Source organism: Hymenobacter tenuis, assembly GCF_054780495.1.
In genome coordinates, this window is the sequence record NZ_BAAGWF010000001.1 from 676,195 (window position 1) to 701,901 (window position 25,707).

General features: G+C 55.8%; 23 protein-coding genes and 1 tRNA gene. 17 read left to right on the plus strand and 7 right to left on the minus strand.

The genetic code is table 11. From position 1 onward, the window contains the following. The first annotated feature begins 63 nt into the window (after window positions 1–63). Entirely contained in the window at window positions 64–342 is a 279-nt protein-coding gene (locus tag ACYVGU_RS02965) for a hypothetical protein (protein ID WP_460620844.1), read from the plus strand. Between the two features lie 153 nt (window positions 343–495). On the opposite strand, the gene ACYVGU_RS02970 is transcribed toward ACYVGU_RS02965, so the two are convergent. Beyond that, a complete protein-coding gene (locus ACYVGU_RS02970; protein ID WP_460620845.1) occupies window positions 496–2,106 on the minus strand; it encodes an alpha/beta hydrolase family protein in 1,611 nt (536 codons plus the stop codon). 38 nt (window positions 2,107–2,144) lie between these two features. Beyond that, window positions 2,145–3,119 (minus strand): fasciclin domain-containing protein, encoded by a 975-nt coding sequence (locus ACYVGU_RS02975; RefSeq protein WP_460620846.1) that lies wholly within the window; start codon window positions 3,117–3,119, stop codon window positions 2,145–2,147. Between the two features lie 233 nt (window positions 3,120–3,352). Here ACYVGU_RS02975 and ACYVGU_RS02980 point away from each other — a divergent pair, with 233 nt between their 5' ends. Next, complete coding sequence (locus tag ACYVGU_RS02980) at window positions 3,353–4,237, plus strand: hypothetical protein (RefSeq protein ID WP_460620847.1); 885 nt, start codon at window positions 3,353–3,355, stop codon at window positions 4,235–4,237. A gap of 244 nt (window positions 4,238–4,481) precedes the next feature. After that, complete coding sequence (gene aspA / locus ACYVGU_RS02985) at window positions 4,482–5,909, plus strand: aspartate ammonia-lyase (protein ID WP_460612542.1); 1,428 nt, start codon at window positions 4,482–4,484, stop codon at window positions 5,907–5,909. A 137-nt stretch (window positions 5,910–6,046) separates the two neighbouring features. Here aspA and ACYVGU_RS02990 read toward each other — a convergent pair whose 3' ends face one another. Next, window positions 6,047–8,488 (minus strand): TonB-dependent receptor, encoded by a 2,442-nt coding sequence (locus ACYVGU_RS02990; protein WP_460620848.1) that lies wholly within the window; start codon window positions 8,486–8,488, stop codon window positions 6,047–6,049. A 114-nt stretch (window positions 8,489–8,602) separates the two neighbouring features. Between ACYVGU_RS02990 and ACYVGU_RS02995 the strand changes: the two genes are divergently transcribed. Continuing rightward, a complete protein-coding gene (locus ACYVGU_RS02995; protein ID WP_460620849.1) occupies window positions 8,603–9,286 on the plus strand; it encodes a MarR family winged helix-turn-helix transcriptional regulator in 684 nt (227 codons plus the stop codon). Window positions 9,287–9,393: 107 nt separating this feature from the next. Next, a complete protein-coding gene (locus tag ACYVGU_RS03000; protein ID WP_460620850.1) occupies window positions 9,394–9,861 on the plus strand; it encodes a hypothetical protein in 468 nt (155 codons plus the stop codon). Between the two features lie 69 nt (window positions 9,862–9,930). Here ACYVGU_RS03000 and ACYVGU_RS03005 read toward each other — a convergent pair. The 4 genes from ACYVGU_RS03005 to ACYVGU_RS03020 all read right to left on the minus strand — a co-directional run bounded on the left by ACYVGU_RS03005 (window position 9,931) and on the right by ACYVGU_RS03020 (window position 11,944). After that, window positions 9,931–10,012: transfer RNA gene (locus ACYVGU_RS03005), tRNA-Leu, on the minus strand. 25 nt (window positions 10,013–10,037) lie between these two features. Next, on the minus strand, window positions 10,038–10,574 hold the full coding sequence (hscB, locus tag ACYVGU_RS03010) for a Fe-S protein assembly co-chaperone HscB (protein WP_460620851.1): 537 nt from the start codon (window positions 10,572–10,574) through the stop codon (window positions 10,038–10,040). A 120-nt stretch (window positions 10,575–10,694) separates the two neighbouring features. Continuing rightward, on the minus strand, window positions 10,695–11,009 hold the full coding sequence (locus ACYVGU_RS03015) for a putative quinol monooxygenase (protein ID WP_460612537.1): 315 nt from the start codon (window positions 11,007–11,009) through the stop codon (window positions 10,695–10,697). Between the two features lie 155 nt (window positions 11,010–11,164). Beyond that, window positions 11,165–11,944 (minus strand): SAM hydrolase/SAM-dependent halogenase family protein, encoded by a 780-nt coding sequence (locus tag ACYVGU_RS03020; protein ID WP_460620852.1) that lies wholly within the window; start codon window positions 11,942–11,944, stop codon window positions 11,165–11,167. Between the two features lie 186 nt (window positions 11,945–12,130). Between ACYVGU_RS03020 and ACYVGU_RS03025 the strand changes: the two genes are divergently transcribed. From ACYVGU_RS03025 to ACYVGU_RS03080, 12 genes are all read left to right on the plus strand, one after another. Then, window positions 12,131–13,246, plus strand: coding sequence for a PhoH family protein (locus ACYVGU_RS03025; RefSeq protein ID WP_460620853.1), 1,116 nt, complete (start codon window positions 12,131–12,133; stop codon window positions 13,244–13,246). 52 nt (window positions 13,247–13,298) lie between these two features. Further along, window positions 13,299–13,853, plus strand: a complete 555-nt coding sequence (locus tag ACYVGU_RS03030; RefSeq protein ID WP_460620854.1) for a GNAT family N-acetyltransferase — start codon at window positions 13,299–13,301, stop codon at window positions 13,851–13,853. A 174-nt stretch (window positions 13,854–14,027) separates the two neighbouring features. Next, window positions 14,028–16,265, plus strand: coding sequence for a ComEC/Rec2 family competence protein (locus ACYVGU_RS03035; RefSeq protein WP_460620855.1), 2,238 nt, complete (start codon window positions 14,028–14,030; stop codon window positions 16,263–16,265). 170 nt (window positions 16,266–16,435) lie between these two features. Further along, entirely contained in the window at window positions 16,436–17,248 is an 813-nt protein-coding gene (locus ACYVGU_RS03040) for an enoyl-CoA hydratase/isomerase family protein (protein WP_460621988.1), read from the plus strand. Window positions 17,249–17,423: 175 nt separating this feature from the next. Beyond that, window positions 17,424–17,924, plus strand: coding sequence for a sterol desaturase family protein (locus ACYVGU_RS03045; protein WP_460620856.1), 501 nt, complete (start codon window positions 17,424–17,426; stop codon window positions 17,922–17,924). Between the two features lie 18 nt (window positions 17,925–17,942). Next, window positions 17,943–18,857 (plus strand): MerR family transcriptional regulator, encoded by a 915-nt coding sequence (locus tag ACYVGU_RS03050; protein ID WP_460620857.1) that lies wholly within the window; start codon window positions 17,943–17,945, stop codon window positions 18,855–18,857. Window positions 18,858–19,138: 281 nt separating this feature from the next. Beyond that, on the plus strand, window positions 19,139–19,654 hold the full coding sequence (locus ACYVGU_RS03055; RefSeq protein WP_460612530.1) for a sigma-70 family RNA polymerase sigma factor: 516 nt from the start codon (window positions 19,139–19,141) through the stop codon (window positions 19,652–19,654). 224 nt (window positions 19,655–19,878) lie between these two features. Next, window positions 19,879–21,363 (plus strand): phytoene desaturase family protein, encoded by a 1,485-nt coding sequence (locus ACYVGU_RS03060; protein WP_460620858.1) that lies wholly within the window; start codon window positions 19,879–19,881, stop codon window positions 21,361–21,363. A 77-nt stretch (window positions 21,364–21,440) separates the two neighbouring features. Further along, window positions 21,441–22,283, plus strand: a complete 843-nt coding sequence (locus ACYVGU_RS03065) for a phytoene/squalene synthase family protein (RefSeq protein WP_460612528.1) — start codon at window positions 21,441–21,443, stop codon at window positions 22,281–22,283. 148 nt (window positions 22,284–22,431) lie between these two features. Next, window positions 22,432–22,950: a hypothetical protein gene (locus ACYVGU_RS03070; RefSeq protein ID WP_460620859.1), complete on the plus strand. Its 519-nt coding sequence runs from the start codon at window positions 22,432–22,434 to the stop codon at window positions 22,948–22,950. 280 nt (window positions 22,951–23,230) lie between these two features. Then, window positions 23,231–24,430, plus strand: a complete 1,200-nt coding sequence (locus ACYVGU_RS03075) for a peptidase associated/transthyretin-like domain-containing protein (protein ID WP_460620860.1) — start codon at window positions 23,231–23,233, stop codon at window positions 24,428–24,430. Between the two features lie 406 nt (window positions 24,431–24,836). Next, window positions 24,837–25,685 carry a 4-hydroxy-3-methylbut-2-enyl diphosphate reductase gene (locus tag ACYVGU_RS03080; protein ID WP_460612525.1) on the plus strand — a complete coding sequence of 283 codons (849 nt, stop codon included), beginning with the start codon at window positions 24,837–24,839 and terminating at the stop codon, window positions 25,683–25,685. Window positions 25,686–25,707 lie beyond the last annotated feature (22 nt).

Here is a 25,707-nt window from a genome sequence, read left to right on the forward strand (position 1 = left end):
AGGAATTAAGCACCCCAGAAAGGTGTTGTCAGGCCAGCACAAACTGGCTTGAAATTCTACTACATGATTCTCTTCAACACGCGTTTTCTTTACCCCGTCAGTGCCGTGAAACTGCAGGAGCAACACGGACTACTACCCGCGGAGTTTCTGCATACCATTCAAAGCCTGCAGCCCTTCCTGGAAAAGGAAAAAGCCTACGGCGACATTTGCACCACGCACGTAACCTCGCCCCGTGGCCGGCAGCTGGTAGTGCACTACCGCAAAACGTATTCTCCGCAGGATGGCTTTATTGTTGAAATTCTGGATGCCGAAGTGGTTCGCCCGCTGGCTCAGGTAGCGTAGGGTATCCTTCGTCTGTAACCGATTACTGGCACTCTGCACTTATGTGGGGTGCCAGCTTTTTTTAAGTCCTGCTCTTACAGTGGCTTACATTCATCAGGCGCGGATAAAGAAGCAAAATATTACTACCTACTTACTAGCTAGCTTGACCTGCTTCTACTTAACAGGGGGCGCCAATTGCTGAATCCAGTTACGGATAGCATCCAGCCCGGCAGCGGAGAAAACCGGCGAGGGTTGCCCATCAATGAGCGGCCACTCGGTAGGCGAGCCTTGGAACAAGTGGTTGATACCCTCTAGGCGCCTAGTCTGTACCTGGCGGTTGTTTTTAAGCCCTTTTTCCAGCAGCGGCAGGTTTTCATTTGCGCTGATCTGTAGGTCATTGGTGCCGTGCAGCAGCAAAACGGGGCATTGCACGGCCTCTAGCTCGCGTTGGGGGTAAAAGCGCAGGTAGGAGCGGGCCCAGGTAGAGGTCAGCCAGGTGGCTCCAGCCGCATATATGGAGTCGGGGAGGCTGGGTAGGTTTTGGCGCAGTGCCTTGGCCACTGCCGCGCGGGCGGCCTGGTCGTCGGGGTTTTGGCGGACTAGCTCTACCATGGCCCGTTGCTTCTTTTGCAGAGCATCCAGGCGCTTTTTCTCGTCTGCTTTTTGGCGCAGGCGTTGCTGATCCAGGTAAATCTGAATCTGGGCGGCATTGGCTCCATCGGCTCGCATTTTCTCCACCTGTTGCTGGGTGGCTGTCTGGTTTTGCTGATACTGCCGCGCCAACGTTTGGAGCGCGCTATCGGCCATGGCAGCGGGGAAGCCCAGGGCGGGTTGGGAGGCCAGCACCTCGGACCCCGATAGTCCGGCGGCGGCCAGCGCTACCACAAAAGCAGGTGGGTTGGGCCGGGCAGCTGCTAGCAACGCCACATTGCCGCCTTCGCCGTGCCCAATCAGGCCCAAGTGCTGGGTATCAAGCAGCGGTTGCGTGCGCATATAGTCAAGAGCCGCCTGGGCATCATGCACCCGGTCATCGGGGCTGGCGGCGGCATCTTGCCCGCCTGATTTTTCCACGCCCCGATCATGAAAGCGCAGCACCGCTATGCCGCGGCGGGTAAGGTAGTCGGCTAGGCCCCCCAGCAGCTTATAGTTGCCAACCTGCCCGTCCTGGTTTTGTGGGCCCCAGTCTGAAAGCAGCGCCACGGCCGGAAACGGGCCTTGCCCTGCCGGAATGGTAAGTGTGCCGCTCAGGCTGAGCTTGTCTACCAAATTTGGGACTACAACTTCCTCTACCCGGTAAGGCGGCGGAAACCGAAACGTTTTCGGCGGACTAGGTGGCGGCGCCACAAAGGCTAGGGTAAGCGAGGCCTTAAACCCCGGCTGGGTCCAGACTCCTACTAGCTGTTTGCCATCGGCGGAGCGCTGGCCTTTAAATTGGCAGCCTACCTGCTCGGCGTAAAAAATAACCGTGTCGCCGTTCTGCGCCACAGCCGTTGGAATCCGGTCGATGCGCTGGAGCGGCACATTGAGCACGGCAAACCGGTTGCCGCTGGCCAGCTCCGTTACAATAAACTGAATGGGCAAGCTGCCGCCGGGCACCGTTAACGGGCCTTTCCACTCGCCTTCCAGCGAGTACTTGTTGATAGCCTGCGCCTGCGCCACTCCGGGCAGCACCAGCCAGCATGCCAGCAGCCACAGTTGCCACCACGCCCGAAGGCCGGTTTGAAACTGCTGAAATACCAACCCGAAGCTCAGGCCTGAAGTACGTGTAAAAGCGCCGGATATCATGAAAAGCTAGCAGATAACGCTGAACGAAGAGGCTTAAGTTAAGGAAGCAACACGCGGTCGATGACGTGCACGATGCCATTGGTGCATTGCACATCCGGGATAAGCATGCGGGCAGGGGCCGCATTACTCTTGCCCTGCACGGTTAGCACTCCGTTCGAGAAAGCACCTAAGGAAAGTGGTGTGCCACCCAGCGGGGTAACGGCGGTATTTTCGGGTAGCTCGGGCGTGAACTTGCCGCCTACCAGCACATGGTTGAGCAACACGGCCGTAACGGTTTCTTTGGGCAGCTTACGAATGTCGGCGGGTACTAGCAATGGCACCTGCAGCAACGTGCCTAAATCACGGAAAGCCTGGTCACTAGGGGCGAAAACGGTGAAAGGCCCTGCGCCCTTGAGGGCCCCGGCCAGTTCTGTGTACAGCACTGCTTCTACTAGGTAGCTTAGCTCCGGCGTGGTAAACACCTGCGCATCTTTCAGGGCTACCGCCGACTGCACAATATCGCCACTAGTAGCCAGCAGCACTTTGTCAATGGGGTGAATGGTGCCGTTGGTGGCTTTTACATCCGTTGCCAGTATGCGCGAGCCATTCACGTAGCGCACGCCGTTGCGTCCCAGTATGCGGCGGCTCACGCCAGCGGCTGAGCCCGAAGTTAGGCCCGGCGTAAGGGCAGCGCCGGGTAGCGTTCCGCCGCTTACGTGATAAAGCAGGGTATTCGTGAGGAAGGAGGGTTGTAGGCCGTTCAGGTCAGAAGCGGTGCGCAACCCTAGGCGGGCAAACGCCGCATTAGTAGGTGCAAAAACGGTGAAGTTTCCTTCGGCATCATTTGGATTTTTATTGGACAGTGTCTCGACAACTCCACCCCGGACCGCGGCATCTTCCAACATCTGGAAGTCTGCGTTGGCTACGGCTACGCTGGCAATTGAAGCATCCGACTCCGTGTCCTTGGCGCAGCCCGAGAAAAGCAGGACACCGGAGATGAAGAAGTAAATAGAGGCAGTAGAGAGTTTTTTCATGCGCCAGCGGTACTTTTAGCGGAAAGTTTGACTAGGCCTCCGAATAGAGGCAAAGTACAAACGAAAACAAATGTTCATTGGATTTGCCTCATAAACAAACCGATTCGCAATTTGCTTTCGTATGTGCGCAGCAATTACCCACCGTATTTTCCTAAATTGAGAATAGAGCACAAATTGTGTTTTACGGCTGTGGGTCTATTGTTAATTTTTTTGAAATCGTCCTCTTTTATTCGATGAAGCACACTTACTCCTCGCCCATCGTGGCATTTCTTCTGTTGAGTTGTTTGGCGGGCCGGGCCCAAAGCCTGAGCAGCGGCTTTATGTCGGGTAAAAACCACGGCTCGGTTTCCGTTTCGGCAACCCAAGAGTGGTATGAAAGTGTGTATCTGGTGCCCGAGAAAATTGATGCGGTGCCTATTTTCAAGCGCATCGAAGTGCGCTCCGTGAGTGTGTATGCCAACTACGGCATCACCGATAAAATAGAAGCGGTACTGAGCCTGCCTTATATCCGTTCGGAAGGAAATGCGGACAGCAGAGTGGTGCAAGACCTGCGCTATACCAATGTGCGTCAGGGGTTACAGGACATTTCGGGCCTGCTTAAGTTCAAAACGTATTCTACGGAGCTGGGCAGCAGTATCCTGAACCTAATGGGGGTAGTGAGCGTGAGCACGCCGGTCAGCAACTATAAGTCGGAGCAGGGCCTGGAGTATATCATTGCCATCGGCAACAAGGCCACCAAGGTTTCTACGTCCGGTATTGCGCATTTACAAACTGTTTCGGGCGTATTTATCACGGGGCAGGCAGGCTACAGCGTGCGCTGGGGTAGGGTACCCAATGCCTTTGTGGCCGAAACTAAGGTAGGCTATGCCGGTCCCAAGTTTTATATCGATGGCTGGGCCGCTTTTCAGAAGTCAGGCAGCAACGGCACCGATATTCTGCAGCCCGGCTTCGATAATTTTTTTCCGGCTACCCGGGTCGATTTTACGCGAGTAGGGGTAAGCGCATTTCGGCCGCTGGCCCAGGGGCTTGGGCTCGTGGTAGGGGCTAGTACCTATGTGGCTGGCCGCAACGTAGGCAAGTCTACGGGCGTAACGGGCGGGCTGGCGTACAACTTCTAACTTGTTGAGCATCTGACCTATAAAAGTGCCTTGCTTCTGTTTTGGAGCAGGGCGCTTTTGTTTTGGGAAGAGGCTAGGTGCAGCTAAAGCTTCAAGTGAGCGGCTCTTAGTTAAGTTTGCTGTAAGTGTAGTCAAGAGCTAACGTTGTGCTCTTGGATGGAGAGCCGCTGCATTCAAAGTTGAGCTTTTACCTTCGCAGCTGCGTACGTAGGCCTTGACCTCTCACTCCACCCAATTCCTCTTTATGGAAGCGACTACCCTTGAGCAAGCTCCCACCCGGCTTGAACACGATTTTCTTGGCGAGCGAGCCATTCCTGATAATGTGTACTATGGCATCCAGACGCTGCGGGCCATCGAAAACTTCACCATCACGGGCATTCCGCTGAAATCGGAGCCGCTGTTTGTGCAGGCGCTTGCTTATGTGAAGAAAGCCGCGGCCATGGCCAACCGCGACCTGGGTGTACTAGCTCCCGATATTGCCGAAGCCATTATTCAGGCCTGCGACCGGGTAGCCAGCGGGGCGCTGGACAATGAATTTCTGACCGATATGATTCAGGGCGGCGCGGGTACATCCGTGAACATGAACGCCAACGAAGTAATTGCCAACGTGGCCCTGGAGCTGATGGGCAAGCGCAAAGGCGACTACGAGTTCTGCCACCCCAATAACCACGTCAACTGCTCCCAGTCTACCAACGATGCATACCCCACCGCGTTTCGCATTGCGCTCAGCAACAAGCTGATTGGCTACAGCGAGGCCCTGGGCAAACTGGCCGACGCCTTTGCCGCGAAAGGGGAGGAGTTCCGAAATGTGCTGAAAATGGGCCGCACCCAACTCCAGGACGCCGTGCCCATGAGCATGGGCGACGAGTTTAAGGCCTTTGCTACCAACTTGCGCGAGGAGCTGCTGCGCATTGAGGACAGCCGCAACCTCATCAGCGAAATCAACATGGGGGCCACGGCCATTGGCACCGGCGTAAATGCCCCCAGTGGCTACGCTGAGCTGGTAACCAAGCATCTGCGCGAGGTAACCGGCCTCAACCTCAGCCTGGCCGGCGACTTGATTGAGGCTACCTACGACACCGGCGCCTACGTGCAGCTTTCCGGGGTGCTGAAGCGCACGGCCGTGAAGCTCTCCAAAATTTGCAACGACTTGCGCCTGCTTTCTTCGGGCCCACGCACGGGTTTGTTTGAAATTAATTTGCCGCCCCTGCAGCCCGGTTCCAGCATTATGCCTGGCAAAGTCAATCCCGTAGTGCCCGAGGTAGTCAACCAAACCGCGTTCTACGTTATCGGGGCCGACCTTACCGTGACGATGGCTGCCGAGGCTGGCCAGTTGCAGCTGAATGTAATGGAGCCCGTGATTTCCTTTGCTCTGTTCACGTCCATTTCCTACATGACCAACGCCTGCCATACCTTAACGGATAAGTGCGTGGTAGGCATCACGGCCAACGCCCAACACGCCGAGAACATGGTGCGCAATAGCATTGGCATCGTGACGCAGCTTAACCCGGTGCTCGGCTATGAAGCTTCCGCCGAAATTGCGAAAGAAGCTCTAAAAACCGGCAAATCGGTGTATGATATTGCCGTGACAGAGCGCCAGCTGCTTACCCAGGCCAAGTGGGACGAAATTTTCACGTTTGAAAACCTGATTCGTCCGGGCTTTATTCAGTAAGAGCACCTAGTAAACACTACAGCGCCCTAGCCTCCGAGTTATCGTGAAGCTAGGGCGCTGCTGTGTTTACTAGGTGCCTGGTAAGCTCAAACCTCTGAAAAGCGGCTCCTCCGCTCCAGATATTGCTCCTATGTTTTCTAGAATTCCAGAATAAAGCCGATGGTGGGCGTAACGGTGGGGTCGTCGTCTTGGAGAAGGGTAGGAACCGCATTGGAGCCGTCGGGGCGGATAGGCTGGCCGTCGGTGGTGATGAAGCCGGTATTGTCGTCGGTGCGCTGAAAGGTGTAGCTGGGCAGGCTGGGGTTTTTCAGCAAAAACGCGTTCTGCACATCCAGGAACAGGTCGATGCTGGTGCGGCGCCAGTTGAACTTCTTATCGAGGCGGAAATCAAACTGCTGGAAGCTGCCCAGGCGCACCGTGTTCAGCTGCGAGTAGTCGAGTACGCCGCGGCCCACGGCCAGGTAGCTGGCCTGCGAGGCTTCGAGGTCAAAAGGAGTGTAGGGCGAGCCGCCGGCAAACCGATATTTGAAGCCCATCTCCCAGCCTTTGTTGAATTTACGACCTAGCAGCGCTGAGGCTAGAAACCGGGAGTCCCAGGCGGAAGGCCGGTACTGCCCCGTAGCGCCCGAAAACTCTGAGCGGAAAGCCGTGAGTGAGGTTACCGCAAAGATCTTTTTGGTGAGCTTCTGCTGGAAAAACAGCTCCGCGCCAAATGCCCGACCCTTGCCGGTGCTGCTCACAGCCTCGTTGCCGAGGGCCGCAAAGTCGCCGCCCAGGTTGGCCAGCGAGATACCATCACGCACGGAAATGGGGTAGTGGCTGTACTTCTTATAAAAGCCTTCGAGCGTGAAACGGGTAGCGGCCGTGGGCAGAAACTCCAATCCGGCTACGTAGTGGTCGGAACGGATGTAGCGGCTGCCTTTATTAACGGGGTTACCTGCCTCATCCCGGAACCCAAGAATGGTGGAAGGCGGAATTTTGTAGTAGCGGCCCACGGAGGCGTTCAGGTTCCAGCGCTGAGCCAGGGCATACGAAGCTGATACACGCGGAGACAGGGTGCGCAGCAGGTTACCACCGTCTTCCGTGAAGGAGTTGCCATCGGTGCGCAAACCCGCCGACAGCGTCAGTCGGTCGTTGGGGAGCAGGGTGCGGGTTACTTGCCCGAATGCTCCGAAGCGTGCAAAGTCAATAGCTGTCTGGAAGCGCACGTCCACGCGCGGCGACACCAGGTTGCCCTGCGCGTCGCGCACCTCGTTGCGCACCCGGTTGAAGAAACGGCTGTCGTACTGCACGTACTGGCCCACTACTCCATAGGCATACTGCCAACGCCCTATGGCCTTGTTCACATCCACGCGTAGCTTGTTTTCGGTTTCGCCGGAGCGCGTCAGCAGCACCCTTCTCGATTCGTCCGTGGTGGTGCGGTCCTCGAATTGGTCGAGCTTGTTGTCGAGCTGGGTGCGGCTGAGAGCCACGTTCAGGTAGCCATTTTCCAGCAGCTGGCGCAAGGCTAGGCCCACTGTGTAGTTCCACTGATCAATAGTGGGCGTGGAGCGCAGCGTGTATTCTTTGTCGGGAGAAGTTTTCCGGGGCACGGCCAGCTCAAAATGGTCGATGGCACCCAGGCCCAGCGAGGTAATGGTGGTTTTAGGCGAGAGTTTGGTAGTGACTTTGTACTGGAAATCCCAGTAGTTGGGCCGAATGGGCAGGTCGATGGCTTTGAACAGAAACTGGAGGTAGGAGCGCCGGGCCGAGGCCAGAAAGGTGGTGTTCTTCGCTAGTGGTCCTTCCAGCGTGGCTGCCACCTCGGTGCCGCTCAGGCGCACATTGCCTTGCACGCGGTCGGGGTTGCCGTCGCGCTGCCGGAACTGCAGCACCGACGATAAGGCGTTATCGTAGCGCGCCTCAAAGGCCGAGGAACTCAGGGTTACATCTTCAATAAACGACACGTTTAGAATGCCCGTGGGCCCGCCCGAGGAGCCCTGGGTCTGGAAGTGGTTGATAACCGGTACCTCAATGCCATCGAGGTAGTACACGTTTTCGTTGGGCGCGCCACCCCGGATGATAATGTCGTTGCGGAAGCCCGAGGTACCGCCCGTACCACCGCCGCCTACACCCGGCAGCGTCTGAATCACCTTCGAAATATCGAAGTTGCCGCCGGGGTTGCTCTTGATTTCCTCGGTATTAATGCGCTGCACCGACAAGGGCGTTTCGGCCGTGGCCACCCGGATGGCACGGCTTCCTACCACCTGTACCTCGCTCAACTGCTGGCTGCTGCTGTTCAGCTCCAGGTTAATAATGGATGCATTGCCGGAGGTAATGACCACATTGGCCCGCAGCAACGGCTCATATCCTACAAACGAAGCCCTTACATTGTAGCTGCCCGTTGGGATATTAGCCAATCGGTAGCGGCCCTCTGCATCGGAGGAGGTGCCCAGCTCCGTGCCTTCCAACACAACCGTAACGCCCGGCACTACTTCCTGCGTTTTTCGGTCGCGTACAATCCCTGTGAGGATGCCCGTTGATTGGGCCATAGCACTGGTTGCGCTGAGTAGCAAAAGCAGCAGGTAAAGTACTCTCATGGTAGGTGGAGGTAATATGACGATATTTTATTATCGCAAACCTATAGCTTTTTAGTATGTTTTCGTATTACTAAAACTATTTTTGGTATTGTATTCTAAGCCTGCCTTCCCGATATGAACTATGCCTTTTTCCGTCAGCTAGTAGATCTGGCCGAAGCTTTTGAGGCGCAACATTCCACCAGTGGGTCGGCGGATGATATGGCAGCATTTGCCGCGTGGCTACACACGCGCACGGCCACCGTGCCCGATGCTACGGCCGTAACCCGCACCGCGGCCCACCAAGCCGAGTTCGACGAGTCGCGCATCAGTAAGCTGATCACCTTTATGTATCGGTATGCGCGCACCTATATGCGGTTGGCGCTGGAGGGCTCGCCCTTGCTGACCTATGATGATTTCTCGTACCTGGTTACGGTGTACGGGCAGCAGCCGCTCAGCAAAACCGAAGTGATAGTGCGCAACATTCACGAAAAACCCACCGGCACCGAGATACTAAAGCGGCTCCTGAAGCAAGGCCTGCTAGCCGAGCAGGCCCACGACACCGACCGGCGCAGCAAGCTGCTTACCATCACGGAGAAAGGCCGGCAAGTGCTGTTTATGCTGTTTGGACGCATGGGGCAAGTAGCCCACATGGTGGCCGGCACGCTGGAGCCCGCCGAGCGCAAGCAATTACTCTACCTGCTGCTCAAACTCGATACCTTCCACCACGATATTTTCCTGAACGACCGTTCCCAGACGTTTGAGCAGCTGCTGGAAAGCAGATTTCCGGACTTGCCAAGCACCAACGCGCCGCGGGAATAATGCCCCGGATAGCTTTAGGAGCGCCAGCAAGACCTCAATTTTAAAACAGCCACTAGGTAATCAGGTCTCGGAATGCCTATTTTAGATAAGATTTTATAGCATATACCATGAGTGAGAATAGCCAACCGGTTACCACCGTTGAAGAGGATAAGTCAGCTAGCACCGGCCACGCGGGGTTGCGGACTACAGCTCGGAATAAAGTAAGAGCTATCAATTACAAGTACGCTCAGCCTACCATTGATGTGGCGTTGGTTTCCACGGCCTGCAAGCTGTTGCCGTTGGTGCACCTTATTGAAGCCATCAAGCCCCACATTGCCACCGAACCCGTGTTCGAGTCGCGGCGTGAGAAGATGCATGTGCAAATGGCGCTGGTACTGGAGCAGCTAAAATCAGAACGGCCGAAGCGCAAAGCCCTCACACACGCCTTCAAAACGCTGGGCGATTTTACCATTGAATCGGTGAGAGAGGTAAAAAAGGAGGAACTGAAGAACTCAGCTAAAGGATTTGTAGTGGCCACTATCAAGAATGCGCCTTCCCTAATCAGTGCGGCCAAGCAAGCTGGTTTGTTGTCATAGCCCCAGCAGCTTACTGAACGACCATACAATAAAAAGGCCTCTCTGCTTAGCAGAGAGGCCTTTTTATTGTACCCAGAGCCGGGGTCGAACCGGCACATCTTTCGATATCGGTGTTTGAGACCGACGCGTCTACCGATTCCGCCATCTGGGCATTTCGAGCCGTTCTTGTCGGTAGATCAGGAACGGGATGCAAACTTAGCCAGACTTTCGCGAATGCGCAACAGGTAGCGCTTTTTCAAATAATAGGTGCGCACTTGTTCCAGGGCCTGATGGCGGGCATCTACGGGTAATCCTTCGTAGCCCGCCAGCACCGGCTCAATGCCAGCTTCCAGCGTGTCCGTCAGGGCGTTGACTTCATTTTCGAGGCGTTCAACTGCCGCCTCATCAGGCTCGAATTCCAGCTCCATGAGCTGTTCATTCAGGTCCATAACTTCCATCAAAAAATCTGCGGGAAGCTCCTGTTTTCCTTCTTCCAGCATGCCATGGCGACCTAAAATATAGGCCATTCGCTGGTCGGGGTGGGAGAGGGTGCGGTAGGCGTTGGTGTTGAGCGTGGCTAGGTGTAGAATTTCCTGCTGACGCTCGGGACTCTCCGTGGCATGAAAATCAGGGTGATATTCGCGGCTCAGAGCGTAGTAGCGGCGTTTGAGCGCGGCCTCGTCGGGGCGGAAAGTTTCGGGAAGCTCGTAGAATTCGAAGTAGTCGGGAGTCATCAGCAAAAAGGGAAGCTAGCCTGCGTGAGGCAAGTACTAGGGCACATACGGCCGCCAACCGGTAATGGCTGACGGGTACAAAGCCCTAAAGCCAGTAGAAGGTTTGGCAACTGGCAGGGCCTAGCCCAGATCGGCGGGCATGGTGGCGGGCTCCACTTTGTGCACCGAGAAAGCCACCGGCGCTGCCGCAAATAAGGTTTTGGTGGCGGGCCACACTTGCCCAAATAGCTCAGAGCGGCGGTAGGCATTTAAGGAATCGGCTGAGTCCCAGTGGCTGTGCGTGCAGAACACGTGGGGCATGTCCGCATCTTGCCACAACTCCAGGAACTGGCATCCCGGCATCTGCCGAATTTGGTGTTCAGAATCTCGAAAAATCTGAAGAAATTCCGCCACCCTTTCGGGAGCAAACGTCATACGCACAATCCGGATGAGCATAGGATGAATAAGTGTGGAAGTGGTGAGTAATATGAGGGGATAGAAGTAGCCTTAAGAGCATGTCATCCTGTCAGGTTTTACTTAACATAATAAATAAACAGAACGAAAAAAATGCTTTTTTAAGCCTCTAGTGAAGGTTTGAGCTATTGTTAGACCTAAGCTTCCTCCAGCGGAAAGCGCACATCCACCTGCGAGTCGAAGTGCAGACCTAGTAGCTCCGAAGCGTTGCCTTGATTGATGCCAATGCACAGTTGGTCGCGGCTGTTGAAAATGCACACAGCCTCACCAGGCGAGGTAGACTGAAAATGCGGCAGAATTTCGCGCACCGTTTCGCGGGCAAAGTGAATGGTGCAGGGCCGGTTGCGGCCAATAACTTCCACTGCCGTGCGCGTGATATCGGTAATGAGGTTGCCGTAATGATCCACGTGCACCACGTGGCCGGTAATGCGGTTATCCTGCAGGCGCAATTGGCGGTTCAGCAACTGATACACTTCCGTGGCAGCAGGGCCCAGGGCGGCTAGCTCGTCGCCGAGAGCCAGGCGCACGGCGGCGGGGGCCAGCAGGTCGCGGGTAGGAGAGGAGGTTGCGGTGTGCTCAGTGCCCAGCTTCACGAATTCTTCGGGCGGACCATCACACAGCAAAGGTAGAATGCCGTTGTCGGCGGACACAAAATAGTGGCCTTTGAAACGGGCCGCATGCCAGGCGGCGCGTGGAGCGCCTAGGTCGTTTACGCCAATTAAGTGTACCGTGTCCTCCGGAAAATCATGATACACTGAGCCCAGCACGTGCACGGCATGCGCGATGTTAAACGGCTCAATACCATGCGTAATATCGATTACGGGTACTTGCGGGCCTAGCTGCAGAATTTTGGCTTTCACGGCCGCCACGTAATGGTCGCGGTACCCAAAATCTGACAGAAACGTAATCAAGCCCATGACCGGAAATTCGGAGTTATTCGTACTATTGCCAAGACCCCTGCGGGGGTGGCAAAAGTAGGCGTTTTGCCGCGAAACAGGTACCGCAACGATAATCTGATTTTTGTTGTTCTATCCTGTAGAAGGCTCCACGGCTCTGGCCTTCCACTTCTTTTCTTCTCCTTCCGCTTTTTAATTCCCTCTAGTTTGGTCGAGAAAATCATCACGCTCGAAAACGTCTCCCTGGTTGAATTCCTGGGTCCTGACAATCAAAATATCCGCCAGTTGGCAGCTGCCTTCCCGGGCAGTAAAATCATTTCCCGCGGTAACGAAATCAAAATCCAAGGCCAAACGGCCGTGATTAGCCGCATCAACGAAATCCTGTCAGCCTTGCTGGAGCACTACCACCAGTATGGCCAAATCACCGATAAAACCGTGAGCCAGTACCTGACTTCGGCTGATGAAGATCAGCAGGACCGGATTCTGGCAGTTTCGCCCGACGTAATCTTGTTTGGGGCGAAGGGCGGCGTTATTAAAGCCAAAACGGTCAACCAGCAGCGCCTGGTAGATGCCGTACTAAAGCACGACCTAGTGTTTGCGCTGGGGCCGGCTGGTACAGGCAAAACCTACATTTCGGTGGCGTTGGCGGTGCGGGCGCTTAAAAACAAAGAGGTCAAGAAAATCATCATCTCGCGCCCCGTGGTAGAAGCCGGCGAAAGTCTCGGTTTCTTGCCCGGCGATATGAAGGAAAAGGTTGACCCGTATCTGCGCCCGATTTACGACGCCTTAGAGGACATGCTGCCGCCCGAGAAGTTCAAGTTCTACCTCGAGAACAAGACCATCGAAATTGCGCCCCTAGCCTACATGCGCGGCCGAACCCTCAACAATGCTTTCGTGCTGCTGGATGAGGCCCAGAATACCACGCCTAGCCAGCTAAAGATGTTTCTGACCCGGATGGGCCCGCACGCTAAAGTGATGGTGAACGGCGACCGAAGCCAGATTGACCTGCCCACCAAGCAAAAATCCGGTCTGATTCAGGCCCTGGATATTCTGCGCAATGTGCAGGATATCGGGTTTGTGGAAATGACCTCGGAGGACGTAGTGCGCCACCGCCTGGTGAAGCAGATTGTGCAGGCCTACGACCAATTTGACGTGCAGCAGCAGAAGGAGCAGGCCAACCAAGGCAACCGCCCCGTGCGCGACTACCAGCCCAGCTACCGCCGTCGGCAGGACGAGGTAGCTAACCACGACGCCGGCAAGCACCCTGATGCCCGCCGCGAGAATGATGGCATGCAGGCTTTGCCCGTGAACGAGGAGCAATAAGCCCTCGGCGGTTTGCCGCTCTCTAGTACCTAGTAAAATAGCCACCCACCGGGTGGCTGTTTTTTTAGCCGTGGTGGAGCCGCCAGAAACAAGTGGATCTACTACTTTCGCCCAAACCCAATCCGCAGAAAACCCTGCCCAACTCATCCCCCTGACGAAAGCTCCCATGCAGGTACATCGTATTTCTTCTCCACAAGCGCCGGAACTCGATGCGGCGCTGGCTATTCGTAAAACCGTGTTTGTGCTTGGCCAAAACGTGCCCGCCGACCTGGAAAACGATGCCCATGACCGTACCGACGCTACGCACTACTTGGCACAGGCCACCGACGGAACACCTTGTGGCACGGCGCGGTGGCGCGTAACGGAAAAGGGCGTGAAGTTGGAGCGTTTTGCAGTGCTAGAAGGCTTTCGCAATCAACAGGTTGGCGCTGCGTTGCTGGCCGCCGTGCTTCAGGATGTAGACGCTGCTTACCCCCATGCCACCGTATATCTGAATGCGCAACTGCCCGCCGTACGCTTCTATGAGCGGCACAACTTTGAGAAAGTAGGCGAGCAGTTCACTGAAGCAGGCATCGAGCACTACACCATGGTTTGGAAGCGGCCCTAGGCTGGTTTAGAAGCTGAACCCTGCCGAGGCCCCGGCAAAAGCGCACAATATTAACGCCCTGTTTTCAGTGATGAGAGCAGGGTTTGCTTTTACTATTCAGCTTGTTTTACTCGCTTCGCCTCCCGATACTGCCGGCTTCTACGCAACTAGCTAGCCACGCTACACTATCGGTTTATGGTCATCAAATGGGCTCCTAACGCCTTCGTTCGGCTCACGCTGCCGCTCATGGCCGGCATCCTGACGTATCTGTATTTCGGAGAAAGCCTGCCCAACGTGTGGCCGGCAGTAGCAGGGCTGGCTGCACTATTTTTCGGGGTGCAACTGTGGGCAGCCAAGCAACCGAGCCCGGCACCTACCGATTTCGCGGGACTTGTGGCCATTATAGCGCTATACGTGGCCGGTGCGGCGCTAACCCAACAAGCCACCGAAAAGCGCGCCCCTGACCACTTATATCGTTTCGGGAGCCGTGTGGAGTTTTACCGGGCGGTGGTTGATGACTACACCGTGACGCGACCCGCTACGTATGCCACCACCGTGCGCGTGTCGGCAGTACGGGTGGCAGGCAAATGGCAGCCGGCGCAGGGCGGTATTCGGGTAAGCATTCCGCGCGAGGAAGGAGTGGCAGCTCCGCAATATGGAGAGGTATGGGTGGTTCGGGGCGCGCCGGCACCTAGTAAACCGCCTCTGAACCCCGGCGAGTTCGACTACCGCCGCTACCTGGAGTATCATCAGGTGTACCACCAGCAGTTTATTCACCCCGATCAATACCAGCAAATTGCCTTTGCCCCACCGAGCCGCCTGCGGGCCACGGCCATGCGTGCGGCTCGTGTGCTAGACGGAATATTTCGGGAATATGTGCACGCCAAGCGGGAATACGCACTGGCCTCAGCGTTGGTGTTGGGCATTAAGGATGAGGTAGATCAGGAAACCAAGCAGGCCTATGCCAGCACCGGCACTACGCACATCATGGCGGTATCGGGGTTGCAGGTGGGCTTATTGTTTGGGGCCGTTACATGGCTATTGAGTTTGGTGCCTGGGCGACGTAGTGCCTGGTTCCGGTTAGTGGCTGCCGCGCTGGGGCTGGCTACCATCTGGAGCTATGCGTTTGTCACGGGGCTTTCCGCCTCAGTACTGCGAGCTGCCGTTATGTTCTCGTTCATCATTGTGGGCCGAGCCGGCAACCGCCAAACCTCCATGTTCAACCTGCTGGCCGTAGCGGCCTTCGTGCTACTCTGCTACGACCCTTACCTGCTCTGCGACGTTGGGTTTCAGCTGTCGTTTCTGGCGGTGCTCAGCATCGTGTACCTGCAGCCCCGCATAGCGGCCAGGCTGCAGCCTCGGGAATATTTTCTGGATAAGCAGCGGCCCTGGCAGCCCAAACCGGTGCAACACGCCTGGCAGTGGCTGGGCACGGCGCTAGACTATGTATGGCAGGCCACGGCGCTGTCGTTGGCGGCGCAGGTGGCCACGTTTCCGCTGGGGCTATTTTATTTCCATCAGTTTCCACTCAGCTTTCTGTTTTCTAACCTGGTAGCGGTACCCATCTCCAGCGGCGCCGTGTACGTGGGGTTGCTGTTGCTCGTACTGAAAGGGGTAGTGGCCGTGCTAGGTCTGATTTCCGGCCAAGCCGCTGCCGCGCTTGAGTGGCTGCCGCAGGCCGTGGCGTGGTTGTTTGAGCAGATGGTCTGGCTGTTTAATGAATACATCTTTTCCATTGGCCGCTTCATGCCGGGCGCTCTGGTATCGGGAATTCAGGTGACGGCGCCGCAAGTCTGGCTTCTTTTTGCCGTAATTCTGGCGTTGCTGGTGTTTTTCCGGGTTCGGAAGCTGCCGTGGCTGGGTGTGGCGTGTGCGTTGTTAGGCGTATTTGCCGGCAGCCGGGTATGGGCCGCTCACCAGCTCGCTCCTGATAAGCGTGTGGTTATTTATAGCATTCCGCGCCGCTCAGTAGTAGGCTTTTGGCACGGAGCTGCGGCCGAAGTGGTTACCCTTGACTCATTACCGCTTACTGAAACTGAGCGCACGTACCGCATTGTGCCCGGCAGCATTCAGCGCGATGCGCAGCAGGTAAACTACCGGTCGGGGTGGCGCGGCAGCCCCATCCCAGCCCGGATAGCAGAGCCAGGCCTAACGCTAACTGCTTGGCGCGGCATGCGGATTGCCTTTGTGAACGGGCGCCTAAGCGGTGCCCGCCAGCCGCTGCCTGGTGTTCAAGCGGTTGTGCTGCGCCGTAATGCCCGCGTAAGCCCGCCGGAGCTGGCTGCCGTGTTCGGCAACTCGGCCCCTATTATTTTCGATTCATCCTGCAAAAGTTGGTACGTGGCTCGGCAGGATTCTATGTTGCAGAAGGCTGGTTTTCAGACGCATGACGTGACTATGCGAGGTGCTTTTACCGTTCAGGTGCAGCCCTAGGTAGGGCCACCCGGGGTGTTGGCCGAAACTTACCACGCATTCCCTACGCTATAGGCTTTATTAGTAGCATGTAATTTGTTACGTTTAGCTTTCGAGCTCCCGTTCAAGGCGGTTGGTGTACTCTGTTCGCCCGGCGCTTTTCTTTCACCGATTTGCAACGCTCCCTGACTATGGAAAACATGCCCACTCAGGAACTGGAAGATCTTCGCTTCATTCGCTATGAGGTGCAGGATTCCATCGGTTACATCACGCTCAATCGGCCCGAAAAGCGCAATGCGCTAAGCGCCGAGATGGTGACCGAGCTAAAGCATGCGTTCGAGTTTGCCGAGGATGATGAGGCCTGCAAGGTGATTGTGCTACGTGCCGCCGGAGAAGTATTCTGTGCCGGAGCCGATTTGGCCTACATTCAGGAATTGCAGGGCTTTGGCTACAACGACAACCTAGCCGATTCCACTCACCTCATGCAGCTCTTCCACCAAATCTATACCCTCAAGAAGGTAGTGATTGGGGAGGTGCAAGGCCACGCGCTGGCCGGGGGCTGCGGCCTGGCTACCATCTGCGACTTTGCGTTTGCCGTGCCGGAGGCCAAGTTTGGCTACACAGAAGTGAAAATTGGGTTTCTGCCGGCTATTGTGAGCGTATTTCTGCTGCGCAAAATAGGGGAGGCCCGCACCAAGCAGCTGCTGCTCACCGGCGACGTAGTTTCGGCGCAGATGGCTCTGGACTTTGGCCTAATAAATTTCCTGGTGCCCAAGGCTGAGCTGGCCAAAAACGTGTACGAGTTTGCTAGGCGCTTATGCACCGAAAACTCGGCGCAAAGCATGGAAACCACCAAGGAAATGCTGGCCCGCATCCCGGAAATGCCCTTGGAAGAAAGCCTGCGCTACGCCGCCCGCATGAACGCTGAGGCCCGTGGCTCCGATGACTGCCGCCGGGGTATTGCAGCCTTTTTAAGCAAAGAAAAAATTACCTGGGAAAACTAGGTCCCTTCTGTACGCAAACCTGTTTCAACAGCTGCTACCAATACCTGGTGGCAGCTGTTCTTGTGCCCAGCTTGTAACAGTCAGGGCAAACTGCATGTTCAGAGTCCGGGAAAGAGTAGTAACTTTCTTCCTTTTACACTTTCAAACTTCTCGGGAGCCCAACGGTTTAAGCCCTATGACGACATTGGCAGCCGTAGCCGTTACCACGGCTACCTTTCTTGGGATGGAATTAGTGGCCTGGTTCATGCACCGTTTTGTGCTACACGGGCCGTTGTGGTTTCTGCACCGCTCGCACCACGTGCGCCATCCGCACCGCTTTGAGCGCAACGATTTCTTTTTCCTTTTCTATGGGTCGCTCTCCATGCTGCTCATCGTTTACGGCTCCGCTGCCAAGGACTTCCGGTTCTGGATGGGGGTAGGGATTGCCAGCTACGGTACGCTCTATTTTTTCGTGCACGATGTGCTGATTCATGGCCGGCTGCGCTTCTGGCGTAAGTCGCGCAACTCGTATCTGCGGGCCTTGAACATGGCCCACAAAATTCATCATAAAACGACTGGCCGCGATGGCTCCGAAGAGTTCGGGCTGCTGTGGGTGTCGCCGAAATACTTTGCGTTGGCTCTCCGCAAGCCAGCTCCCACACGAGTACTTCGGCAGCGGTCTGGCGCATCCGTTTAAATAGTTAGTACAAGTATCGTGGGACAATTTTCTATCAGTGAACTGGAGCAGCTTTCGGGCATTAAGGCGCACACCATCCGCGTCTGGGAACAGCGCTACGGCATTCTGCAGCCCGTGCGCACGGCTACCAACATCCGCACCTACTCCGAAGACGACCTGCGCCGGCTGCTGAACGTGGCTACACTATGCGGACGCGGCTACCGCATCTCGCAAGTGGCTAAACTCACGGAGCAGGAGCTGTCCAAGGCCGTAATTTCCTGCGACGACGAAACCACCACCTACTGCCAGCACGTGAACGGACTGCTGGCCGCTATGCTGGAAATGGATGAGCTCAAGCTTACCCACATCTTTCAGCAGGCCACGGAGCGCAGCGGCTTCGAGCAGACGATGCTGCACATTATCTATCCGTTTTTACAGCGCATAGGCGTAATGTGGCAGGCCGGCACGGTAAATCCAGCCCAGGAGCACTTAGTCACGCACCTGATCCGGCAAAAGCTGATGGCCGCCACCGATGGACTGCCCCCCGTGCAGCCCGCTACTGCCAGGCGCTGGGTGATGTTTCTGCCGGAGGGCGAAATGCACGAGCTGGCTCTGTTGTTTATGAACTACGCCTTGCGTTCCCGGGGGCACCACGTGCTGTACTTGGGCCAGAGCCTGCCCCTCGAGGATCTGAAAGCCGTTTACAATAGCTATCAGCCGTACGCGGTGCTGACGTGCATGACCGCCGTTCCGGAGCGCCATGAAGTACAGGATTTTGTGAATAGACTAAGTGGAATATGTCCTCGGCTGACCTTGTATTTGTATGGGCCGCTGGCACAGGCCGAGAGCTTGCAGTTGCCGGATAATGCCGTTCGACTCCGCTTAATCACCGATTTCCTGACCATAGCCGACGAGCTTAAGGCAGCGCCCTTGCCAGTTGCGGAAGCCTGCTAGGTCCTGATCAAGCTCCAACCTCCCGGTTCAACAACACAAGCCCGGCCCAAAGGATAACATCCGGGGGCCGGGCTTTTGCGTACCTACAGTGGAGCATGCAAAGCCCGCTGTATAAGGAAAGTATCTGTTAGGTATTCGTTGACTAACAGCACGTTGTGCTGGTTTTTGAGGGCATAGCGGGGAGTTAATCAGAATAAAAAAAAATAAATCAGTATGTGTGCGTCGACTTTCAGAATCCCCCGTATATTTGTTTAACTTTTTGCCACGAAAAGCTAAACAGCATGACCTCTCTGGAATTCACAAATCAAGTACAGAAGATTTCTTACTCGCTAAAGCCCGTGGCGATGAACCTGACCCGCGATGCTGACGATGCCAAGGACCTTGTCCAGGAAACGTTAATGAAGGCGTTGCTGAACAAGGACAAGTTCAAGGCGGGCACTAACCTGAAGGCATGGTTGTACACCATCATGCGCAACACCTTCATTAACAACTACAATAAAATAACCAAGCGGAACAGCAATATTGATAGCACAGAGTATTTTCAATATTTTAATACCGACGAAAATTACATTACACACAACGGTGCTACCTCCGATTTCGTAGTAACAGACATCAACGAAGCAATAGCCGGATTATCTGCCGATTATCGCACTCCGTTTATGATGTACTACATCGGTTACAAGTACCTGGAAATTGCGGAAAAGCTGCAAATCCCGATTGGAACCGTGAAAAACCGTATCCACATCGCTCGCAAAGAACTCAAGCAAGCGTTGAAGACATACGCCCCCGGCGTGTAGGGAATAGGGAGAGAGTACAGACCCGCCCCGGGCGTATAGCGGGCCGCGGACTACGTTTAGCTTCGGCTGCGTGGTTCGCGGCCCGTCTGTTTTGGGTGCTACCCCACTTTGGAGCGCCAACCCACCTAGTAAATTCAGGCTAGTAGCTTTCGGAAGCTAAACAATTAGGAGTGTCTGCTGGATTGTAGCTTGCATCGTTTTCACTCACCCAATCACACGCACTATTGGCACCTTCCGCATCATCTAAGGATATTATCGTTATCGGAGCCGGCTTTGCGGGGCTGGCAGCGGCTACTTCATTGGCCCAGCGCGGCTACCGCGTTACCATTCTGGAAAAAAACGAAGGTCCCGGCGGACGGGCCCGAGTATTTAAGGCGGAAGGTTTCACGTTTGACATGGGGCCGAGCTGGTACTGGATGCCGGGCGTGTTTGAGCAATATTTTGCCCGCTTCGGCAAAAAGGTGGAGGACTATTACGACTTAGTGCGGCTGGACCCCTCGTACCAAGTGATTTTCAAGGGCCCGGAGGCCGTTGATATTCCGGCTAAAATGAGTGAGCTGCGGGCCTTGTTTGAGCGCTATGAGCCCGGTAGTGCCGCTCGCCTCGATGAATTTCTGCGGCAGGCCGCTTACAAATACGAGGTAGGTATCAACAAATTCGTGCACATGCCCGGCCGCTCGTTGCTGGAGTTTGCCGATCCGCGCCTGCTAGTAGATGCCATGCGTTTAGACATCCTGAAAAGCATGCACAAGCACGTGCGGAAGTTTTTCAAGGATCCGCGCCTGCTGGAGCTCGTGGAATTTCCGATTCTGTTTCTGGGCGCTACCTCCCAGAATACGCCGGCCTTGTACTCGCTCATGAACTACGCCGACCTGGCGCTGGGCACGTGGTACCCCATGGGCGGCATGCACAAAATTGTGGAAGGCATGGTGCAACTGGCCCAGGAGCAGGGCGTGCAGATAGAATACAACGTGCCTGTGCAGCAGATTGTGGTAGAAAAAGGCAGCGCCACCGGCGTGCAAACAGCCGCCGGGTTTAGGCCCGCCGATGTGGTAGTAGCCGGCGCCGACTACCACCACGCCGAGCAGCACTTATTAGCCCCCGAGTGGCGAAACTATGACGAAGCCTACTGGAACTCGCGCACCATGGCGCCGTCATCGTTGCTGTTTTACCTTGGCATAAACAAGCGGCTGCCTAACCTGCGCCATCACAACCTGTTCTTCGATGAAGATTTCAGCCTACACGCCGAGGAAATATATGAGAACCCGAAGTGGCCTAGCCGGCCGCTGTTCTACGTGTCGGCTCCTTCTCAAACTGACCCTAGTGTAGCGCCCGAAGGCAGTGAAAACCTGTTTCTGCTGATTCCGGTGGCCCCTGATTTGCCCGACCCGGAGGAAACGCGCGAGCACTATTACCACCTGATACTGGACCGGCTGGAGCGCCACTGCGGCACCAGCATCCGGGATGCGGTGGTGTACAAGCGCAGCTATGCCCACCAGGATTTTGTGCAGGACTACAACAGCTACAAGGGCAACGCCTACGGACTAGCTAACACCTTGCGCCAAACTGCCGTGCTCAAGCCCACGCTCAAAAGCAAAAAGGTAAGTAATCTGTATTTTACAGGCCAGCTTACCGTACCTGGCCCCGGCGTGCCGCCTTCGCTCATCTCGGGGCAGGTAGTGGCAAAAGAAATCGAGAAAGAAAATTAAGCAGGAAGTAGCCAACCGAGTGGTGGCCCACCACCCCTCAGGCACCGGCAGCTATTCTTACTTAATCCCTCAGAAAAATGGACCACGTTGCCCTCTTCACCGAAACCAGCCGGGCGTGTAGCAAGCTGATTACCCAATGCTACAGCACCTCGTTCACGCTGGGCATTCGTACGCTCGACCAGCGGTTTCACTTACCCGTGTACTCCGTGTATGGCTTCGTGCGCTGGGCCGACGAAATTGTGGACACGTTCCATGCCCACGACAAAGCCGCTTTGTTCGCGGACTTTAAGCGCCAGACCTATGAGGCGCTAGATCTGAAGCTGAGCCTGAACCCCGTGCTGCACGCCTTTCAGGATGTAGTACACCAGTACGGTATTGACCGGGAGTTTATTGATGCCTTCCTCTATAGCATGGAAATGGACCTCGACGACCGGAGCTACAACCAGTCGTTGTACGAGAAGTACATTTATGGCTCGGCGGAGGTAGTGGGCTTGATGTGCTTGCGCATTTTCTGCGAAGGGGATGATGCCCTGTTCAACCACCTGCGCGAGCCTGCCCGCCGCTTGGGTTCGGCTTTCCAGAAAATCAACTTCCTACGCGACATCCGCTCTGATTACGAGGAGCGGGGCCGCGTGTATTTCCCCGGCGTGCAGTACGAGCGGTTCACCGATGAGGTGAAGCGCACCATTGAAGCTGATATCCGGGCCGATTTTGAGGCCGGATACGCGGGTATTGTGCAGCTGCCGCGGGCGGCCCGGCTGGGCGTATATCTGGCGTATGTGTATTATCTCAAGCTTTTTCATAAGATTAAGAACCTGCCGGCCAACCGCATTCTGGGCGAGCGGGTGCGCGTACCGAATAACACCAAACTGCTGCTGCTGCTGGGCTCTTACTTCCGCTACCGCCTAGCCCGCGTGTAGGCGCAAACCTCCGCTAGCTCCTCCTGAGCCAAGACATATAGTGCGCTGCTTAGCGCAACAGTAACGATTCACGCCAAAATTTCGGTTTGAATTTTGCTCCCCGTCCGTTCTTTTTACCGTTAGCAATAGGTAGTAAAAGCGGGCACCCATGAAATTCCTGTTCCTTTCCTTCATTCTGTTTCTTATTACCCTCGTGTCGACCGAAGCAAACCCCTATTCTATAACGCATTTGCGCCGCCAATACCAGCAGGCGGCTGCCAGCAAAGAAGCCGGCGAGAAGTTCTACCAGTTAATGGCAGCCTACACCAAGCAGGACGCCGTGGTGCTGGCGTACAAAGCCGCCGCCGAAGCCATCCGGGCCCGCGACGCCTCAATGTTCAATAAATTGACGTACGTGCAGAATGCCACCAAGCAGTTTGATCAGGCCGTGAAGCTAGACGCCGATAACGCCGAAATCCGGTTTCTACGCCTGAGCGTGGAAAGCAATCTGCCGAGCTTTTTGGGCCTTAGCCAGCACGTCGACGAAGACCGTCAGTTTCTGGTGGCTACCCTGCTCAAGCACCCCAACTCCGGCCTCGATACGGAGTCGTTTGGGCTGGTGCGCTCCTTTATGCTTGACCGAGGCCATGTCTCGGGGGAAGAAGCCCAGAAGCTGGCGCAGATATAATAGGGCAACGGCCCGCTTTTTAAAAAGCTCCTTCAGGGAGCTTTTTTTGTGCCCAGCGCGGCGGCGGTGGCAGCGGCAAGAACGCACAATAGCAGCAGGTTAGGGGTTCCACGGCTTTCGGGGGCTAGTCAGTATCCTTCCCAAAATAAGCAGGAGCTAAGCCTGTGGCACGGAACCTGTACTGGAGCTTCGCCATCCCCGTCTGCAATCAAAATCGCAGTTTCGACGTTTCTTACACCTCCTATTTGGCTTCTGCTTCCCTGAATCTCCCTTCTACCACATGAAACAAGCTTTAATCCTGACGACGCTGGCTTTAGCCACTACTACGGCCATCCAGGCCCAGCAGATTACGGTGAAAGGCCGCGTGCTTGATGAGCAGCAGCGCCCCGTGCCGTATGCCAGCGTGGGCCCACCCGGCAATGAACCCGGTACGGCCACCAATGAGGCCGGCGAGTTCACGCTGCGCGTGGCCAAGCTGCCCCAGAAAATTGTGGTGGTCAGCTTGGGCTTTGCCCCCGTTACGCTTGAGGTCAGTTCTACCGCGCCGGTTACGGTTACCTTGAAGGCTAGTACCGTGGCGCTGCCCGAAGTACGCGTTCGGAACCCCGAGCAAGTGGCTATGGAACTGGTGCAGCGGGCCTACGCTAAGTTGGCCCGCCACGAGCGCCAGGAATACTATGGCAAGGCGTTTTACCGCCAGAAACAGCGCCACAACGGCAGCTACGCCGAGTTTTTGGACGCCTTTTATGATGTGCGCTTCACCAACCGGCAAGTAGGCGGCTGGAAGCTGGAGCAGGCCCGCTACGGCACGGCCGAGGATGACATGGGCGTTGATATGGCGAATTTCTCGTCGGCCGTGCGATTGATTCCGGTGTTTGAGCCCAAACCCAGCCGCCGCACGCTGGCCGTGCCCCTAAGCCCAATGGCTGATAAGCAGTTCAAGTTTCATCTGCGCGAAGTTATTCAGGACAAAGGCCAGGAAACCGCCGTTATCGACTATACGCCGCGGCTGGATATGAACGAATCGGCGCCATTTGGAACGCTGTATATCGACTTTACTTCGGCCGCGGTGCGGCGCCTGGAAGCCAACGTGCCCATCGGAAACCTGATGAGCATGCAGTTGCTGGAGGGCACTACGCTGGCATCCCAAACGTTTCGGATGACCACCGACTTCAGCCCCGTGGCCGATTCTCTGAGCCGGGTACAGGCGGTGCGGGCCGAGCATACTATTGTACTAAATCGCGCCGGCAAGCCCGATACAACGGAAATCAGCGGCAACCTGTTCTTTTACCAGTACACCAATAAGCCAGCTGCAAAAGGCTACAAAACCACCAGCGTGAACTACAACGACCTGAAGCACGCCATGAAGCATCGCTATGATGCTACCTTCTGGCGCAACCGGGAAGTGCTGCGGGCCAGCCCTATGGAGGATAAGGTGATTAAGGACTTGGAAAAGCGTAAGGCCTTCGGCTCGTTCTAGACCTAGTAAACCGGCAATCCAAAAAAATACTGCGGTGCTCTAGGCTGTATGCGGCTGATAGTGGGCTTGGTAGCTACCACCCGAGCTAGGCGGGCAGAAAGCTACTGGCACCAGGAGATCTGGGAAGTAGGGCTGCGCCGTATGTTTTGCGCCATTCTACAACCGGGGGGCCAGTTTGGCTTCCCGGTTTTGCGTTCTGCCAGGACTCGTAACTTCGTTCTCGGAAGCTCAACGCTAGTAAGAAACACAGCACTACAAGTTTTGCCTTGCCAATGCCTTAACTTTATAGCATTCCCTGTTGTTAAGTGCGCAAACGAACTTCTTGACGGAGCCATATACTGGCGCATTTTTCGTATTTTCTGCTTCTTATAACCTTCAGGCCACCTCGACAGTTACTCTGCTAGCTATGCCGTACCACCTGAGCGTCCGTATCGACCCCAATTCTGGCTTTTGCTTCGGCGTGATCTATGCTATTCAGATGGCCGAAGACCTGCTAGAGGAGCAGGGGTATTTGTATTGCCTCGGCGATATTGTGCACAACGATGAAGAAGTAGAGCGCCTGGAGCAGCGCGGCCTGCGCATCATCGACTACGACCAGCTGGCTCTGCTACGCGACGAAGCCGTGCTCATTCGGGCCCACGGCGAGCCGCCGAGCACCTACCAGATGGCCATGGAAAACAACCTGACCCTGATTGATGCCTCCTGTCCCGTCGTGCTGAAGCTTCAGAACCGCATCAAAACCAGCTACGACCGTAAGGAGAAAATATTTATTTACGGCAAGCACGGCCACGCCGAGGTGCGTGGGTTACTAGGTCAAACCAGCGGCCAAGCCGTGGTATTTGAAAACCTGGATGAGCTGCTGCTCCATGAGCTGCCTTCCAACATCACGCTCTACAGCCAAACCACCAAAAGCACCAACTCCTTCTACCGCATCAAAGAGGAGTTGGAGCAGCGCGGCTACCTAGTAAATGCCAACGATACCATTTGCCGGCAAGTAAGCAACCGCGACAAGGATCTGCGGAAGTTTGCCGCTCAGTTTGACCAAGTGGTATTTGTGTCGGGCACGAAAAGCTCCAATGGCAAGGTACTGTACCAGGTGTGTAAGGAAACAAACCCCGCCACGCACTTCATATCCAAGGCAGACGAAATCTGCTCCTCGTGGTTTGAGCCGGGCCAGTCGGTAGGGATATGCGGCGCTACCAGCACGCCCATGTGGCAGATGGAGCAGGTGCGCGACTCGTTGCTAGCCCTGTAGAGCCGCCCCGGTTTTCGGCTAT